12 protein-coding genes, 1 pseudogene and 1 riboswitch are annotated in these 16,977 nt (G+C 70.9%); of the genes and pseudogenes, 9 read left to right on the top strand and 4 right to left on the bottom strand.

The window, feature by feature from the left end:
* Window positions 1-1,149: 1,149 nt before the first annotated feature.
* Window positions 1,150-1,812, bottom strand: coding sequence for a class II aldolase/adducin family protein (locus NBG84_RS25130; protein WP_250921864.1), 663 nt, complete (start codon window positions 1,810-1,812; stop codon window positions 1,150-1,152).
* Between the two features lie 269 nt (window positions 1,813-2,081).
* Between NBG84_RS25130 and NBG84_RS25125 the strand changes: the two genes are divergently transcribed.
* The 7 genes from NBG84_RS25125 to NBG84_RS25095 all read left to right on the top strand — a co-directional run bounded on the left by NBG84_RS25125 (window position 2,082) and on the right by NBG84_RS25095 (window position 10,846).
* The gene (locus NBG84_RS25125; RefSeq protein WP_250921863.1) at window positions 2,082-3,344 is read left to right on the top strand and encodes an inorganic phosphate transporter; all 1,263 of its coding nucleotides are present in this window, start codon (window positions 2,082-2,084) and stop codon (window positions 3,342-3,344) included.
* A gap of 12 nt (window positions 3,345-3,356) precedes the next feature.
* Window positions 3,357-3,581: a hypothetical protein gene (locus NBG84_RS25120; protein WP_250921862.1), complete on the top strand. Its 225-nt coding sequence runs from the start codon at window positions 3,357-3,359 to the stop codon at window positions 3,579-3,581.
* Window positions 3,582-3,765: 184 nt separating this feature from the next.
* Window positions 3,766-3,898, top strand: a riboswitch (cobalamin riboswitch).
* A 193-nt stretch (window positions 3,899-4,091) separates the two neighbouring features.
* Window positions 4,092-5,060, top strand: coding sequence for a cobalamin biosynthesis protein (locus NBG84_RS25115; protein WP_250921861.1), 969 nt, complete (start codon window positions 4,092-4,094; stop codon window positions 5,058-5,060).
* 14 nt (window positions 5,061-5,074) lie between these two features.
* Window positions 5,075-6,634, top strand: coding sequence for a cobyric acid synthase (locus tag NBG84_RS25110; RefSeq protein WP_250921914.1), 1,560 nt, complete (start codon window positions 5,075-5,077; stop codon window positions 6,632-6,634).
* A gap of 181 nt (window positions 6,635-6,815) precedes the next feature.
* Complete coding sequence (locus NBG84_RS25105; RefSeq protein WP_250921860.1) at window positions 6,816-8,903, top strand: putative cobaltochelatase; 2,088 nt, start codon at window positions 6,816-6,818, stop codon at window positions 8,901-8,903.
* Window positions 8,904-9,503 (top strand): cob(I)yrinic acid a,c-diamide adenosyltransferase, encoded by a 600-nt coding sequence (gene cobO, locus NBG84_RS25100; protein ID WP_250921859.1) that lies wholly within the window; start codon window positions 8,904-8,906, stop codon window positions 9,501-9,503.
* Entirely contained in the window at window positions 9,497-10,846 is a 1,350-nt protein-coding gene (locus NBG84_RS25095; RefSeq protein WP_250921858.1) for a cobyrinic acid a,c-diamide synthase CobB, read from the top strand. Before cobO ends, NBG84_RS25095 begins: the two co-directional genes overlap by 7 nt.
* 95 nt (window positions 10,847-10,941) lie before the next feature.
* Here the strand turns inward: NBG84_RS25095 and NBG84_RS25090 are convergent, their stop codons facing one another.
* Window positions 10,942-11,664 carry a ZIP family metal transporter gene (locus tag NBG84_RS25090; protein ID WP_250921857.1) on the bottom strand — a complete coding sequence of 241 codons (723 nt, stop codon included), beginning with the start codon at window positions 11,662-11,664 and terminating at the stop codon, window positions 10,942-10,944.
* Between the two features lie 174 nt (window positions 11,665-11,838).
* On the opposite strand from NBG84_RS25090, the pseudogene NBG84_RS25085 reads away from it, so the two are divergent.
* Both NBG84_RS25085 and cobC read left to right on the top strand, forming a co-directional pair.
* Window positions 11,839-12,213, top strand: a pseudogene (locus NBG84_RS25085) (cobalamin biosynthesis protein); the annotation flags it as partial.
* A gap of 1,395 nt (window positions 12,214-13,608) precedes the next feature.
* Complete coding sequence (gene cobC / locus NBG84_RS25080) at window positions 13,609-14,670, top strand: Rv2231c family histidinol phosphate aminotransferase CobC (RefSeq protein WP_250921856.1); 1,062 nt, start codon at window positions 13,609-13,611, stop codon at window positions 14,668-14,670.
* Between the two features lie 95 nt (window positions 14,671-14,765).
* On the opposite strand, the gene NBG84_RS25075 is transcribed toward cobC, so the two are convergent.
* Both NBG84_RS25075 and NBG84_RS25070 read right to left on the bottom strand, forming a co-directional pair.
* Entirely contained in the window at window positions 14,766-15,482 is a 717-nt protein-coding gene (locus tag NBG84_RS25075; protein ID WP_250921855.1) for a response regulator, read from the bottom strand.
* A complete protein-coding gene (locus tag NBG84_RS25070) occupies window positions 15,479-16,789 on the bottom strand; it encodes a sensor histidine kinase (RefSeq protein ID WP_250921854.1) in 1,311 nt (436 codons plus the stop codon). Before NBG84_RS25070 ends, NBG84_RS25075 begins: the two co-directional genes overlap by 4 nt.
* Window positions 16,790-16,977: the final 188 nt, after the last annotated feature.

The raw sequence follows: 16,977 nt of genomic DNA, 5'->3' as shown, positions 1-16,977 counted from the left end.
GCGCGGGGCCCCTTCTCCTTGGTTCTCCCTTGGGTTCTCTCCTTGATCGAGACGGTCGTGGGCGGTGCCGGGACGCAGCCGGCCGCCACCCGCGGTGCGCGGCGCGACGCGTGGCGGGCGGGCCCTTGGACCGTCGCTCGATGAGAGCCCGCGGCTCTAGGCCACTCGCGGTCAGTCGGCTGTCGGGGTCTCGATCCGCGCATCCGACCGATCCCCAGGCGGGGCAGGCGATGTGGTGGTTGGCGAGCTCTCGGCGTCGCAGCCTGGCCGGCGGTCGGGGCCAGGGCTCGGAGCAGGGCTCACTCGCGGAGTGAGGGTGCCCGCGCGGAGCCGGAGTCCTCGCAGGGCCGGAGTCACTCGCAGGGGCTACGGGGACGATCCCCAGGCGACCGTTCGCGAGCCAGGTACCTGGGCGCTGGGGGCGTTCCGCGCGTCTACGGGTCACCTTCTGGGCCGCACGGTCCTGGCCCACCCCCTGGCGGGGGAAACAGGATCGCCCTACGCCTGCCCCTCCGCGCGATGGACTCGCTGGGGCCTTCAGCGGCCCCCTGCGCGGCTTTGGAGCCAATGGGCGGTGCGGGGCTCGGTTCCGCCCGCCGCACCGCTGCGGCAGACCCCTGGGGCAAGCCCATGACCCGAGCCGCCCGCGCCCAGGCGTCAGCCATGGCTCCCGGCAGCACCGCACCCACGCTCCGGGCTCGCTACCGCCCGCCCGCTACGCAACCGACTCCGCGCCGACCCGTGCCGCGACCCGACCGGCCTCATGGCCCATCGGCTCCCCGGGCATCCCGAACCCCAGGAAGGTGCTCCGCGAAGTCACGGCGGGCAGGCTGGCCAACCGAGCCAACGAGATTCGGCCAGAGCGACCGATGGTCCGAGGCAGCTTCGGTCACCGAGGGTGGTGCACCATGACCGCGCAGCCTGGATTCCACCCGGGGGGAGGGCTTTCCCGGGTGGGCCTTGAGGACCGCGAAGGGCGCCTATTGCCGGCTTGCCGGTCCCGCGGCACCGGACAGTGGCCGCGCCCTCGTCGGAGACGGCTGGGCCGCCCGTTCGAAAGGCATCGCGGCCCCTTGCGCCCGAGCGATGGCCCAGACGGCCTTCCGTCACCGCCAGCGCGCCGTGGGAGCCCCTAAGCGGAACGTGCCGTCAGGGACGTTGGCCATAGCCGCGAAGTCGAGCGGCCACCTCGTCGAGCTGGGCGGATGAGAGCAGCGAGGGCCGCAGACCGGGCACCGACGACGCGGTCAGCCAGACCTGGCACATCCACTCCAGTTGGGCCGTGCGGTCATATGCCCGAGCCAAGGTGTCCCCATGGGCGATCGTGCCGTGGTTCTGGAGCAGGCACGCGGTGCGCCCCGCCAGGGCCCGCCGCATGTTGCGGGCGAGTTCATCCGTGCCGTAGAGGGCGTACGGGGCCACTCGCACGGGGCCGCCGAGGTCGGCGGTCATGTAGTGGATCGGCGGTAGCTCATCGACGAGAGTGGAGACGGCGGTGGCGTGGACGGCGTGGGTGTGAACGACCGCACGGGCCTGGGAATTCCGGTAAACCTCCAGGTGGAGCGGTAGTTCACTGGTGGGCTTGAGGTCACCGACCATCTGCTGCCCAGCGAGGTCGACGGCCACCACGTCGGCGACGGTGAGCTGCTCGTACGGCACTCCGCTGGGTGTGACCACCACCAGGGAGCCGACTCGTGCGGAGACATTGCCGGATGTGCCGACTACCAGGCCCGCACCGGCCGTTCTGCATGCGGTGGCTATGACGTCTTGCCACACCCGTTCGATGGACTCCTTGGACATCTGTTCGGCCATAAATCGATCCTGTCAGGCCTTGGCCAGAAGACAACAGACAGTCCGTGATGTAGATCACCGCAAAAGCCACGAAAGACACCTAGCGACCGCTTCACCTGGGGTGGGCCCGGACGCATGGCCACGCAGACGGGCCAAGGAGATCACTCAGCGAGCAAGTGGAACCTGGAACCTCACTTGGAGACACCCCGAATCTCGCCCCAGTTCACCTTCCGTTCACCCAGGTTATCTACGTTCGCGATGTCACTGACGTCGATAGATTGCCTGGGTAAATGGAACACATCACGCTGCTGCTCGCGATTGTGATCGTGACGGCTCTCGTGTTCGATTTCACGAACGGTTTCCACGACACGGCCAATGCGATGGCGACGACCATCTCGACCGGCGCGATGAAACCCAAGGCCGCGGTCGCGATGTCCGCGGTGCTCAACCTCGTCGGCGCGTTTCTTTCGGTGGAGGTCGCCAAGACGATCTCCAGCGGCATCGTCAACGAGTCAGGCATCACCCCTGAAGTGATCTTCGCGGCGCTCGTCGGCGCCATCCTCTGGAATCTGCTGACCTGGCTGATCGGTCTGCCGTCCAGCTCCTCGCACGCCCTGATGGGTGGTCTGATCGGTGCGACCATCGCCTCGGTCGGTACCAGTGGAGTCAATGGCGGCACCATCGTCACCAAAGTACTGATCCCCGCTATCGCGGCCCCCCTGGTCGCCGGTCTGGCCGCCTACCTCGCGTCCCGGCTGACCTACCGCATCGGTCGCAACACCGACCCGAAGTCCACCGCCAAGGGATACCGCGCCGGTCAGATCGCCTCGGCCGGACTGGTCTCGCTGGCCCACGGCACCAATGACGCCCAGAAGACGATGGGTGTCATCACCCTGGCCCTGGTCGCCGGTGGAGTGCTCGTCCCCGGTTCCAACCCTCCGATGTGGGTCATCGCCTCCGCGGGTATCGCCATCGCCCTGGGTACCTACCTCGGCGGCTGGCGCATCATCCGCACCATGGGCAAGGGCCTGACCGACCTCCAGCCGCAGCAGGGCTTCGCCGCCCAGACCAGCGCGGCCAGCGTCATCCTCGCCTCCTCGAACCTCGGCTTCTCGCTCTCCACCACCCACTCCTGCTCCGGTGCGGTGATGGGCGCGGGCCTCGGCCGCAAGGGCGGTGTGGTGCGCTGGTCCACCGCCACCCGGATGTTCGTGGCCTGGGGTCTGACCCTGCCGGCCGCCGGTCTGGTAGCAGCGGGCTCCGAGTACGTGACCAAGCAGGGCGACTGGGGCGTCGCGGCCGTGGCCGTCTTCCTGATCGCCTCCTCGACCGCCATCTGGTTTATCTCCCGCCGCCAGGTGGTCGACCACAACAACGTCAACGATGTCTCCGACGGCGATGAGCCCGGCGTCGTGACCACCGCCATCGCGGCCGTCACCCCGCCTCCGGCCGGTGTCTCCATGAGCCACTCCCTCGACGACCTCAAGACCACCATCCCGGCCCGCAATGCCGCGACCCCCGAAGCCGGTCCCGCAAGCCCGGCCGCGGTGTAAGGACTGAAGACCATGAAAATCGACTGGGTAGCCCTCGGCTCAGTGTTCGGCGTGAGCCTCGTCGCCACCGTCGCCCTGGTGGGCCTGTTCACCCTGGGCATCATCGGTCTGAGCAAGCAGCCGTCGACGGCCGGTGGCAGCACGGCTTCCGTGACCCTGCCGCGGGTGGGTGCGTATGCCTGCTTCGCGCTCTGCCTGGCGGCAGTGAGCTTCGGGATCTATCTGATCGTCACCTGACGGCCAGCGCGGTCCCCTCCGGTACCCGCGGTACCGGGCCCCGCCTCACCAGCCGGGCCGGACATCCCCTCCCGGGATCTCTGGCTCGGCTTCTGTGCGTTCCCAGGACCCATCGGCCACTCCTGTCCGTGTGGGGCTCGGCACACTGACTCATCGCAGGTCAAAGGCAGGTTGACGGGTGTTCTCACAGCATGGTGGACTGCCGGGGCCAAGACGACGGCAACAGAGGAAGCCGGTGCGAATCCGGCGCGGTCCCGCCACTGTCACCGGGGAGCGATCCCCGCGAGCCAGGAACTCCAACCGTCGATCACGTCAGACCAGGGCGCGGACACCCTGAGTGAGGACATATCGCCATGCCCGGCTGCGGTTCAGCCCCTGCCCTGATCGACGGCACCACGCCACCCATGGAAGCGTCGCCGCCAGCGCCCTGGGAGGTGGCCGCGCCCCGGGACGGCGAGCGAGCGGCCCGGGCCGTAAGGGCCCTTCTTGGCGGAACACCGGCCTGATCCGATGCGTGCCGATCGTGTCTTCGCGTACGGCGCCACCGCTGGTCTGGCGTGCGACCTCCTGCTCGGCGACCCCCGCCGAGGACATCCGGTCGCTCTGTTCGGACGGGCCGCGGGCGCTGTTGAGCACGCCCTCTGGCGTGATCACCGCGGCTGGGGTGCGCTGCACACAGCCGTCTGTGTCGGCTCGGTCGCCGCCACCGCCGCTCTCCTCTCCCGTATCACCCGGCGCGGCCCCGCCGCATCCATCGCGCTGACCGCCGCCGCCACCTGGACCGTCGTCGGAGGAACGTCGCTGGGGCGAGAGGCCCGTGCCATCGGTGCGGCACTCGCGGCGGGCGACACCGAGAAGGCCCGTGGCCGGCTGCCACACCTGTGCGGGCGCGACCCCCACGCCCTGGATGAACAGCAGATCGCCCGGGCCGTCGTGGAGTCCGTCGCGGAGAACACCTCCGACGCCGTCGTGGGGGCCCTGGTGTGGGGCGCGGTCGCGGGCGTACCCGGTCTGCTGGCGTTCCGCGCGGTGAACACCCTGGACGCGATGGTGGGCCATCGTTCGCCGCGCCACCGACGGTTCGGCTGGGCATCGGCCCGGCTGGACGATGTCGCCGGCTGGCCCGGGGCGCGGCTGACGGCCGCTCTCGCCGCCGCGGCGGGCCCGGACGCGATGGGCGCCGTACGCGCCTGGCGGTCCGATGCCCATCGACACCCCAGTCCCAACGCGGGTCCCGTGGAGGCCTCGTTCGCCGGGGCGCTGGGGGTACGGCTGGGCGGGTCCCTGTCCTACGGGGGACGGATCGAGCATCGGCCGGTGCTCCATGGCACGGGCCGGCCGGTCGCGGTCGGGGACATCGAGCGGGCGGTCCGGCTCTCCCAGCGGGTCACTCTGCTGGCGCTGGGCGCGAGCGTGGTCGGACGGTCGCTGTTCCAGCGAGCCGCACAGCGCCGCCGAGGACTGAGAGGGACCGGATGAAGAGCGGTGGGCACATCGGGGGCGGGCTACTGATCGCCGGTACGACATCGGACGCCGGCAAGAGCGTGGTCACCGCGGGCATCTGCCGGTGGCTGGTGCGCCAGGGGGTGAAGGTGGCCCCCTTCAAGGGCCAGAACATGTCCCTGAACTCCTTTGTGACCCGGGAGGGCGCGGAGATCGGCCGTGCGCAGGCCATGCAGGCGCAGGCCGCCCGGGTCGAGCCCAGCGCGCTGATGAACCCGGTGCTCCTCAAACCGGGCAGCGACCGCTCCAGCCAGGTCGTGCTGATGGGGAAGCCGGTGGGTGAGATGAGTGCCCGCGGCTATCACGGCGGCCGCCAGCAGGCCCTGCTGGGCACCGTGGTGGAGTGTCTGGAGGAGTTGCGGGCCACCCATGACGCGGTGATCTGCGAGGGGGCGGGTAGTCCCGCCGAGATCAATCTGCGGCGTACGGACATCGTGAACATGGGGGTGGCCCGGGCGGCGCGGCTTCCGGTGCTGGTTGTCGGAGACATTGACCGCGGTGGGGTGTTCGCTTCCTTCTTCGGTACGACAGCGCTGCTGGGCGCCGAGGACCAGCGGCTGGTGGCGGGCTATCTGATCAACAAGTTCCGTGGCGATGTGTCCCTGTTGGAACCGGGCCTGGACATGCTCGAAGGGCTCACCGGGCGGCGGACCTACGGTGTGCTGCCCTACGCGCACGGGCTCGGCATCGATGAGGAGGACGGGCTGCGGGTGTCCCTGCGCGGGGCGGTGCGTGAGTCGGTCACGGCACCGCCGGTCGGCGAGGACATTCTGCGGGTCGCGGTGTGCGCCCTACCGCTGATGTCCAACTTCACCGATGTGGACGCGCTGGCCGCCGAGCCGGGGGTGATCGTGCGCTTCGTCGATCGGCCCGAGGAGCTGTCCGACGCGGATCTGGTGATCGTCCCGGGCACCCGCGGCACGGTCCGCGCGCTCCAGTGGCTACGGGAGCGCGGTCTGGCGCGGGAGTTGGCGCGGCGGGCGGCGGACGGGCGCCCGGTACTGGGTATCTGCGGCGGCTTCCAACTGCTGGGCGAGCACATCCAGGACGACATCGAATCCGGGCTGGGCTCGGTGCCGGGGCTGGGGCTGCTGCCCGTACGCGTACGGTTCGCGGTCGAGAAGACCCTTGCCCGGCCGGTCGGTGAAGCGCTCGGTGAACGGGTGGAGGGGTACGAGATCCATCACGGGGTGGCCGAGGTCCTCGGCGGAGAGCCCTTTTTGGCGGGGTGCCGGGTGGGGGCGGTGTGGGGCACCCACTGGCATGGCTCGCTGGAGAGCGACGGCTTCCGTCGGCGGTTTCTGCGGGAGGTCGCCAGGGCCACCGGGCGGCGCTTCACCCCCGCCCCCGATACGTCGTTCGGCGCGCTGCGCGAGGAGCAGTTGGACCGGCTCGGCGATCTCATCGAGGAGCACGCCGATACGGACGCGCTGCTGCGGCTGATCGAGCGGGGTGCGCCCGCGGGGCTTCCGTTCGTTCCCCCCGGAGCGCCGCCGCTCCCCCGGGCGAAGGCCGAAGACGGAACCCCACGGCCGGGGCGGGTTCGGTGAGCGGGTCGACGGCGGCCCAGGACCATCGGTCCCGCGACGCCGACACACCCGCCGCCGACACACCCGCCGCCCACACAGCAGCAGTCAGCACAACAGCACCGGAGCACATCCCGAGATCGCCGCGGTCAGCGCAGTCACCTCGGCGACCACAGACACATTCGCACACCACGGAGGAGGCCGGATGAGCACGCCGTACCCGTTCACCGCCATTGTCGGACAGGACGACCTACGGCTCGCCCTGCTGCTGAACGCCGTATCACCGCGGGTCGGCGGTGTGCTCGTCCGCGGTGAGAAGGGCACGGCGAAGAGCACCGCGGTCCGGGCGCTGGCGGCCCTGATACCAGAGGTCTCCGTGATCCCCGGCTGCCGGTTCTCCTGTGATCCCCTCGCACCCGACCCCGGGTGCCCGGACGGACCCCATGAGCCGGGCTCCGCCACCGAACGCCCCGCCAGGATGGTGGAGTTGCCGGTGGGGGCGTCCGAGGACCGGCTGGTGGGCGCGTTGGACATCGAACGGGCGCTCGCGGACGGCGTCAAGGCCTTTGAGCCGGGGCTGCTCGCGGACGCGCACCGCGGAATCCTGTATGTCGACGAAGTGAACCTGCTCCATGACCATCTGGTGGATGTGCTGCTGGATGCCGCCGCCATGGGTGCTTCCTATGTGGAGCGCGAAGGTGTCTCGGTACGGCACGCGGCGCGGTTTCTGCTGGTGGGGACGATGAACCCGGAGGAGGGTGAGCTCCGGCCGCAACTCCTTGACCGGTTCGGCCTCACGGTGGAGGTGGCCGCGTCACGGGAGCCGGAGCAGCGGGTCGAAGTGGTGCGGCGAAGGCTGGCGTACGACGACGAGCCGGCGGGGTTCGCGACGCGCTGGACCGGTGAGGAAGACGCCCTGAGGGCGCGAATCGTCGCGGCCCGGGCGCTGCTGCCCACGGTCGGGTTGGGAGACGACGCGCTACGGCAGATCGCGGCCACCTGCGCCGCGTTCGAGGTCGACGGGATGCGTGCCGACATCGTGATGGCGCGTACGGCCACCGCGTTGGCCGCCTGGGCGGGGCGTACCGAGGTACTCGCCGAGGATGTCCGGCAGGCGGCCCTCCTGGCGCTCCCGCATCGGCGGCGGCGCAATCCCTTTGACGCGCCGGGTCTGGATGAGGACAAACTCGACCAGACGCTGGAGGAGTTCGGCGGGTCCGGAGAAAATGACCCCGATCCCGACACCGACCCCGATCCCGGACCTGATGGCGGCCCTGGTGGAGACCCCGATGGCGGCCCTGACGGTGGCGGCGAGGGTGGAGAGCCCCCGCGGGACGCCCCCGACGCGCCGGCCCCGGACGACGGACCCGCGCAGCCCCAGCCCCAGGAGCCCGCGTCCGGCGGCAGCGGTGAACAGCGCGCTGTCTCGGCCGCGGAGCCCTTTCGGACCAAGGCGCTGAGCGTGCCCGGTCTCGGCGAGGGGGCGGCGGGCCGGCGCTCCCGTGCCCGGACCGAGCACGGCCGGACGACGGGCTCCCACCGGCCGCGAGGCGCTCTGTCCCGACTCCATCTGACCGCGACCGTGCAGGCCGCGGCCCCGCATCAGCGCGCCCGTGGACGGAGCGGGCCCGGTCTGGTGATTCGCCGTGACGATCTACGGCAGGCCGTGCGCGAGGGGCGGGAGGGAAACCTGGTGCTGTTCGTGGTCGACGCGTCGGGTTCGATGGCTGCCAGGCAGCGGATGGGGGCGGTCAAGGGTGCCGTGCTCTCGCTGCTCCTGGACGCCTATCAGCGGCGGGACAAAGTGGGGCTGATCACCTTCCGCGGTCGGGATGCCGAGGTGGCGCTGCCGCCGACCTCGTCGGTGGACACGGCTGCCGCCCGACTCGCGCTGCTGCCGACCGGTGGGCGCACCCCGCTGGCGGCGGGGCTACTGAAGGCCCATGACGTGCTGCGCGTTGAGCGGATGCGCGACCCTTCGCGCCGTCCGCTGCTGGTCGTGGTGACCGATGGGCGCGCCACGGGCGGCGGGGCCGACCCGGTGGCGCTTGCCGCCCGGGCCGCTCGGCTGCACGCATCCGACGGCACCGCGTCGATCGTCGTGGACTGTGAGTCGGGGCTGGTGCGGCTGGGGCTCGCGGTCACGCTCGCGGCCGACCTCCAGGGCACGGCGGTGACCCTGGACGAACTGCGGGCGGATGCGATCGCCGGTCTGGTGAAGAGTGCTCGGCACACCGGTGAGCAGACCGCCCGGACCCCGGGTGGATCGATAGCGATGGGAAGGGCCGCATAGATGCCGCAGGGACAACCGTCCGTCGTACCGGACGACGGGCTCACCACACGTCAGCGCCGCAACCGTCCGCTGGTGTTCGTCCACACGGGCACGGGCAAGGGCAAGTCGACGGCCGCCTTCGGGCTGGCGCTGCGCGCCTGGAACCAGGGGTGGCCGATCGGGGTGTTCCAGTTCGTCAAGTCGGCGAAGTGGAAGGTCGGCGAGGAGAACGCGCTGAAGGTGCTCGGGGCGTCCGGTGAGGGCGGCCGGGTGGACTGGCACAAGATGGGCGAGGGTTGGTCCTGGGTGCAGCGCGATGCCCAGTTCAACAACGAGGAGGCGGCCCGGGAGGGCTGGGAGCAGGTCAAGCGAGACCTGGCGGCAGAGGCGTACCGGCTCTACGTCCTCGATGAGTTCGCCTATCCGCTGCACTGGGGTTGGGTGGACACCGCCGAGGTGATCTCGGTGCTGCGCGATCGGCCGGGAAACCAGCATGTGGTGATCACCGGCCGCAACGCCCCCGCGGAGCTGCTTGACTTCGCCGATCTGGTGACCGAGATGACCAAGGTCAAGCACCCGATGGACGCGGGTCAGAAGGGGCAGCGGGGCATCGAGTGGTAGCGCGTCTCGTCATCGCCGCACCCTCGTCGGGCAGCGGGAAGACCACGGTGGCGACGGGCCTGATGGCGGCCTTCGCCGCGACGGGTCTCGCCGTGTCCCCGCACAAGGTGGGGCCCGACTACATCGACCCCGGCTACCACTCGCTCGCCACCGGCCGCCCAGGCCGCAACCTGGACGCGTATCTCTGCGGTACGGAGCTGATGGCGCCGCTGTTCCTGCACGGCGCGGCGGGCTGCGATCTGGCCGTGGTGGAGGGGGTGATGGGGCTCTACGACGGTGCGTCGGGGGCGGGTGAGCTGGCGTCAACGGCGCAGTTGGCGAAGTTGCTGCGGGCGCCGGTGGTGCTGGTGGTGGACGCCTCCTCGCAGTCGCGGTCGGTGGCCGCCCTGGTGCACGGCTTTGTCTCCTTCGACCCGGAGGTTCGGATCGGGGGCATCATCCTCAACAAGGTCGGCACCGACCGGCATGAGGCGCTGCTCAGAGACGCGCTGGAGGAGTCGGGGGTACCGGTGCTCGGGGTGCTGCGGCGCGGCGAGGCGGTGGCGACCCCGTCCCGGCATCTGGGGCTGGTACCGGTGGCCGAGCGGCGGGCCGAGGCGGTCACGGCGGTCACGGCCATGGCCGAGCTGGTGCGGCAGGGCTGCGATCTGCCGGGGCTCCTCGCCCTGGCCCGGAGCGCACCACCGCTCAGCGCCCAGCCGTGGGCTCCGCCGGCGACCGGTTCGGGGGGTGCGGGCAAGCGGCGGCCGGTGGTCGCCGTCGCGGGCGGCCCGGCCTTCACCTTCTCGTACGCCGAGCACCTCGAACTCCTTACCGCAGCGGGTGCGCAGGTGGTCGCCTTTGATCCGCTGCGTGACACCCAGCTACCCGATGGGACGGCCGGGGTGGTCATCGGTGGCGGGTTTCCCGAGGTGTTCGGAGCGGAGTTGTCCGCCAATGAGGGACTGCGCAAGGCCGTGGCCGATTTCGCGCACGCGGGGGGTCCGGTGGCCGCGGAGTGCGCCGGGCTGCTCTATCTGGCGCGATCGCTCGACGGCCGGCCGATGTGCGGGGTGTTGGACGCGGACGCGCGGATGGGCGAGCGGCTGACGCTCGGGTATCGCGAGGCCGTCGCGCTGACCGACAGTTGTCTGGCCGCGGTCGGTACCCGACTGCGCGGGCATGAGTTCCACCGGACCGTGATCGAGCCGACGGCGGGGCCTGCCCCCGCCTGGGGGATGCGACTGCCTGAACCCCGGCGGGAGGGGTTTGTCCAGGGCGGGGTCCATGCCAGTTATCTGCACACGCACTGGGCGGCCGAGCCAGGGGTGGCCGGGCGGTTCGTCGGGTGGTGCGCGGGATGAGGCCGTGCGGTACGTCCAGGGCTCAGCGCGGGCCTCGGGAGTCGGTCCGCTCAGCCGGCGCCGTGGTCCGAGTTCGACCACGGGGTACGGCCTGCTCATTCGGCGATTCCGGTCACCAGCCAGATAAAGCCCACCCCCGCCGTGGTGCACAGCAGGGTGGAGGCCGCCGGGTGGGTGTGATGCGCCTCGGGGAGGATTTCGGCGGCGGCGAGATAGAGCAGCGCTCCGCCGAAGAACCCGAGGTAGCTGCCGAGGAGTTCCACCGGCAAGGTGAAGAACAGGGTGGAGGCCGCACCGACCACCGGGGCGAGCGCGTCGGCGAAGAGCATGGCCAGGGCCTTGGCGCGGGTGTTCCCGTACAGGCTGGTGATCGTGTACGTGTTGAAGCCGTCCGCGAAGTCATGGGTGATGACCGCGAGGGCCACGGTGAGCCCCATGGCGTCGCCCACCTGGAACGCGGCACCGATCGCGATGCCGTCCATCAGGCTGTGGCTGACCATCGCTCCGGCGGCCGTCAGCCCCACCTGGGGCACTCGTTCCTCCTCCGCCCCATGGGCCACCTGGCGGGCGGCCAGCAGCCGTTCCACCATGTGCGCCACCAGAAAGCCACCGACGAAGAGCAACAGTGCCTGGGGCACCCCGAACACTTCCTGGCCTGCCGCTTCCAACGCTTCGGGCAGCAGATCGAGCCCGACCACACCCAGCATCAGTCCGCCCGCTAGGCCCAGCACGAGATGGCGCCGGTCGGTGACGCGTTGTGCCGTCCAACCGCCGAACAGCGTCATCACAAACGCGCCGAGCGCGACGAACACCGCCATGCACCTTTGCTAGCGGATCGACCCACCACGGGACGGTTTCCGGCACAGGAGCCGCCCGAATCACCCGTTTGACCCGAGAGGAGCCCGCTCATGGCCGATGCCGATGCCCCGGCGCATCCGGGCAGTGAGCGCGGTGGTGGTGCGGGGACGAACGGGCCGCGGCTGGTCGGGCGGTCATTGGTCGTCGGCGTCGGCGCCTCCCGTGGGGTGCCCGCCGCTGAGGTGATCGGGCTCGTCAAGGACGCGCTGAGGGACGCCGGGCTCTCCGCGCTGGACGTCTGCGAACTGGCGACCGTCCAGGAGAAGGCCGCCGAGCCCGGCGTTCTCGCCGCCGCGCGGTGGCTCGGCGTGCCCCTGGTGGCCCACCCGGCGGACCACCTCGCCCGGATCGCCGTACCGCATCCCTCAGCGGCCGTACTCGGTGCGGTGGGCACGCCCTCGGTCGCCGAGGCGGCGGCGCTGGCCGGCGGGGGCGAACTGCTGGTGCCCAAACGCAGGTCCCGTCCCGGGGGAAGGACCGCCAAGGCGACCTGCGCGGTGGCACGCAGAGTACCGATCAAGAGCGCTGCCGAAGTCGAACCTTCGCCGCCTACTAGTAAATCCGGCCTCGACCTCAGGGGACGGACACCGCCCGGTCAGACCGATCGACGAAATGCCTGACCGTGGGTCGCAGACGATCGGGCCAGTAGAGCGAAGGCCGGGCGCAGGCGGTGGCACCATACGCCGTACGTGCCGCCCGCTGTAGGGGAGTCGCTGCTCAGAGATGCTTTGGGTGGATTCCAAGGCTTACGGGGACGCCCGAGCAAGCTAGCCGACGCTTCGGTCAGCGGACCGGGAACCGGCACGACGACTACCGAACGTTGCGCACCACCACCCATAACGAGGACCCTCGTAGCCGGGACATCAACCCTATCGACCGAATAGAACAAGCCATGTGCGTGCAGCACTCGGAGTGGATACCGCAAGGGTGGACATGATGACGATCGTGACGGTCGGCAACACAGCCACCCGCCTGTCGCGGGCCGCGCGGAGACCCCGCACGGTGAGCGATGGCCCCTCTGGCCGCGCGCGGCACCATGTCCCTGGCATGGGCAAGCCGCCCGCGGCATCTGTGACGCGCCCGCCCAGCCGCCCCGGTCGGGGAGCGGCCCCGATCAGCCACCGCGTCCCGCGTCACCCGTGGGTTGATCAACCGACCGACCGGACAGCCGTGGTGCAGACCGGCGTTCCCGGTGCGGCCGACCCGACAGCCTCTCCCGACCCGACCGCACCTCGCCGCGCGTCCGCCCCTCTCGACATGTCCGCGCCCTTCAAGGTGCCCGCCCCTCTCCAGGCATCCGTCCCCCTCGATGGATCCGCGCCTCCTGACGCATCCGATCGCCATGTGCCCGCCCCTGGTTCACCCCGGCCCGCACCGGCCGTCACCAGCCAGGCCGGGAACAGTAGGCAACAGAGCGGCCGGGAAGGGAGCGACCGGGGCGGCTCCGGCAGAGGGGTCACCGCATCTGCGAGCCCCCTCCGGACGCTCCTTTCCGAGCCCTCACCAGTTCGCCCCTTCGGCCCCTGCCCGGACCCGCGAGTGCGCGGGGGTCCTCCGTATCCGCCGGGCGGCCGCCCGTTGCCGGAGGTCACCGTGCGCATGGCGCTGAGACCTCCGTCGCGCCCCTGCTCCTGCCGTACGACCCTCACCCCTTGGAGAACGTGTGACATCCCTGCTCCCCTCTCCCAGCGCGGCTCAACCGAGAGACGTCACCCTCATGGCCATCGCCCATCTCAGACAGCGGCACTCCCCGCTCCCGCACCGATGGGCCTGCCGACTCCCGCGAAGGACGGCGACTGAGCAGGGCACGGATCAGCACCGATCCGTGGGCCCGGCCCAGCCGCCCCACCGGTTCACCCCGCCCGTCCCGCTCCCCCGCACCCACGAAAGTCCATACAGCAACCATGTACACGCACGCTGACCCCCATGATCTGCGCCACCACGGCGACGCCGAAGTCCGGGACATCGCGGCGCATATGACCGATCTCGCGGTCAATGTCCGTACCGACACTCCACCGGAGTGGCTGCGCGAACGCATCGCCGCGTCGCTGATGACACTGGCTGCATACCCGGACGGGCGCTCCGCCCGAGCGGCGGTCGCCGCACGGCATGGGCTCCCGGTGGAGCGGGTGCTGCTGACCTCCGGTGCGGCGGAGGCATTCGTGCTGCTGGCCCGGGCGTTGAAGGTGCGGCACCCGCTCGTCGTCCATCCGCAGTTCACCGAGCCCGAGGCGGCCCTGCGGGACGCCGGCCATACGGTACGGCGACTGGTGCTGCGCGAGGAGGACGGCTTTCGGCTCGACCCTTCCGCGGTGCCCGAGTCCGCGGACCTGGTGATGATCGGGAATCCCACCAACCCCACCTCGGTGCTCCATCCGGCCGCCGACATCGCGTCCCTGGCCCGACCCGGCCGGCTGGTCGTCGTCGACGAGGCGTTCATGGACGCGGTACCGGAGGAGTACGAGACCCTGGCGGGCCGTACGGACGTACCCGGGCTCGTGGTGTTGCGCAGCCTCACCAAGACCTGGGGTCTGGCCGGTCTTCGCGTCGGCTATGTGTTGGCGCCCGCGGAGGTGATCGCGGAGTTGGAGCGCGCCCAACCGCTCTGGCCGGTCTCCACCCCGGCGCTGATCGCGGCCGAGGTGTGCATGAGCCCGGCGGCGTTGAAGGAGGCGGAACAGGCGGCCGGGCTCATCGCCGTGGAGCGGGCCCATCTACTCGCCGGGCTCGCGGAGTTCGATGAGGTGCGGGTGGTGGCGAACGCCGAGGCGTCGTTCGTCCTGGCGCATGTACGGCGGGGCGCGGAGGTGCGCGAGCGGCTGCGTTCACTCGGTTTCGCGGTCCGGCGCGGTGACACCTTCCCCGGCCTTGGTCCCAGTTGGCTGCGGATCGCGGTCCGGGATCGGGTGACCACCAACCGGTTCCTCCAAGCACTGGATCAGTCATTGACGATGGTGGGCTGCTGAGGACGGCGTCCGGGGCGGGCGGCCCGTGGGACGTGGGGTCGGTTGCGCTCTCCGGGCGCCCTGTCCATCGCTGGCGCCCCGGAGTCCGATCCGGCTCAGCCCCGCTCAGCGGACCGTTCGCCAGGCGCAGGCCGCCCGACGCTGACCACGCCCGTCTCATAGGCGACGATCACGGCTTGGGCGCGGTCGCGTAGACCGAGTTTGGCGAGGATACGAGCGACGTGGGTCTTCACGGTCGCCTCGGACAGATGGAGGCGGACGGCGAGTTCGGCGTTGCTCAGACCTCTGGCCAGCACCGCGAGGACCTCGCGCTCACGTGGGGTCAGTGCGGCGAGGTCACGGTGGATCGTGGCGGTGTCGCCTTCCCGTTGGACGAAGCGCTCCACCAGACGGCGGGTGATCGTCGGCGCCAGCAGCGCGTCACCGGCGCGAACCGTGCGGACGGCCGCGACCAACTGCTCCGGGGTGACGTCCTTGAGGAGAAAGCCACTGGCTCCGGCCGAGAGGGCCGCATAGACATAGCGGTCAAGGTCGAAGGTGGTCAGGATGATCACCCGTGGTAGCTCCCGAAGCGGCGCCTCCCCCGCTCGTGGCGTGAAGATGCGCCGAGTGGCTTCGAGGCCGTCCAGTTCCGGCATCCGCACATCCATCAGGACCACATCGGGCCGGGTGCGCCGCACCGCGTCAACGGCCTCAAGGCCGTTGGTCGCCTCCGCGACCACATCGATGCCATCGGCCATCAGGATCATGCGGAACCCGGTACGGACCAGCGTCTGATCGTCGGCGACCACCACGCGCAGCGACTCGGTCACCTCGCCTCCAGGGGGATGAGTGCCTCCACACGGTAGCCGCCGGTCAGGCGCCGGCCGGTGTTCAGGGTTCCGTCGTAGACAGCGAGGCGCTCACGCAGGCCGATCAGGCCCCGGCCGTTTCCGGCAGCCGCGTCGGCACCCTGGTGTCCACCGGTGTCGGTGACTTCCACCCGGAGCCGGTCCGCGCCGTATTCGACGGTCACCGCCGCGGTGGCGCCGGACGCGTGCTTCACCGTGTTGGTCAGCGCCTCCTGGACCACGCGGTAGGCGGCGAGTTCAAGGCCGGGCGAGAGGGGGCAAGGCGCTCCCGTCACGGTCATGCCGACCGTCAGTCCGGCGTCCCGGACGCGTCCGACCAGCGTTCCCAGCTGGTCCAGGCCGGGCTGAGGGGCCAACTCCGCAGCCGCGCCGGTCCCGTCCGGATCCTCGTCCGCCCCCTCACCCTCGTCGGCCATGCTGAGTAGTCCCATCACATGACGCAGCTCGGTCATGGCCGCACGCCCGCCCGCCTCGACCGCGAGCAGCGCCTCTCCGGCTTGCTCGGGGGAAGTCTTCATGATCTTGCGGGCGGCGCCCGCCTGGATGACCATCACGCTGACGTTGTGCGTGACGACGTCGTGCAACTCGCGGGCGATCCTCGCCCGCTCGTGCTCGACCGCCCGGCGCAGCGCCTCGGCCTGTCCGCGCTCCAGGGCGGAGAGCCGGGTGCGGCCCTCGTCGGTCCGGAGTTTCCAGGTGCGCAGCCCGAGGGCGGCTCCTGCCATCGGGACCAGGATCAGCAGGGCGACGTACTGGTTGGGGATGATCGGTGTCAGCGAGTTCCCCGTGGTGCCGACCAGGAGGACCGACACCGGCAGCGCCGCCAGGGTCGCCACCCGGTAGGGGCTGTGGACCGCGGCGCTGTAGACGGCGATCACAAACGCGTAGAAGGTCAGCCGCATGACGCTCTGCGGTGTCGCCAGTACCGCGGCCGTCACGACGTACAGCACGGCGAGCGGGAACCGGCGGCGCAGCGCCAGGGCGCCCGAGGCGACAGCCGCGAGGGTCACCATGAAGGCCATGCCGCCCGGTCCGGCCGGGCGCGGCACGGCGTGCTCCACGCCGGGTGCGATCTCCCGCACCACGACGTTGTTCGCGTTGTCGATGCCGTAGTAGACCGTGGCGATGCCGAGCACCAGCGCCACCAGCACGTCGAACTGCCAGGCCCGATGGCTGAGCCGCAGCGGCGGACCGGTTTGACGTCTGACGTCGCGGAGCGCCTCGCGGACCAGGACCCGCAGCCGCTCCAGCGTCGTACCCGCGTTCATCACCGGTTCATTGTCGCCGCCGCCCGATCCCCCGGAATCCGCCTCAGCGGTCGTTCCCGGCGCCCGGCGTACATCGGGCTGCTACATCGCAGGGATGACGTTCCGGCAGGTGATCCCGGTGCGGTACGGGAATGGGTCCGGGCGGGGTGACGCACGGCGGCGGGGCTCGCTCCCAGCGTTCCGGGAGT

The organism is Streptomyces albipurpureus (assembly GCF_023701525.1).
GTDB classification, from domain to species: domain Bacteria; phylum Actinomycetota; class Actinomycetes; order Streptomycetales; family Streptomycetaceae; genus Streptomyces; species Streptomyces albipurpureus.
The sequence above is the reverse complement of the archived record's forward strand: the minus strand, read 5'-3'. Positions and strand labels throughout refer to the sequence as shown.

Bases quoted from the DNA above. Each gene is read 5' to 3' on its own strand.
- NBG84_RS25130 (WP_250921864.1), bottom strand. From the start codon at position 1,812: ATGGCCGAACAGATGTCCAAGGAGTCCATCGAACGGGTGTGGCAAGAC.
- NBG84_RS25125 (WP_250921863.1), top strand. From the start codon at position 2,082: ATGGAACACATCACGCTGCTGCTCGCGATTGTGATCGTGACGGCTCTC.
- NBG84_RS25120 (WP_250921862.1), top strand. From the start codon at position 3,357: ATGAAAATCGACTGGGTAGCCCTCGGCTCAGTGTTCGGCGTGAGCCTC.
- NBG84_RS25115 (WP_250921861.1), top strand. From the start codon at position 4,092: ATGCGTGCCGATCGTGTCTTCGCGTACGGCGCCACCGCTGGTCTGGCG.
- NBG84_RS25105 (WP_250921860.1), top strand. From the start codon at position 6,816: ATGAGCACGCCGTACCCGTTCACCGCCATTGTCGGACAGGACGACCTA.
- cobO (WP_250921859.1), top strand. From the start codon at position 8,904: ATGCCGCAGGGACAACCGTCCGTCGTACCGGACGACGGGCTCACCACA.
- NBG84_RS25090 (WP_250921857.1), bottom strand. From the start codon at position 11,664: ATGGCGGTGTTCGTCGCGCTCGGCGCGTTTGTGATGACGCTGTTCGGC.
- cobC (WP_250921856.1), top strand. From the start codon at position 13,609: ATGTACACGCACGCTGACCCCCATGATCTGCGCCACCACGGCGACGCC.
- NBG84_RS25070 (WP_250921854.1), bottom strand. From the start codon at position 16,789: ATGAACGCGGGTACGACGCTGGAGCGGCTGCGGGTCCTGGTCCGCGAG.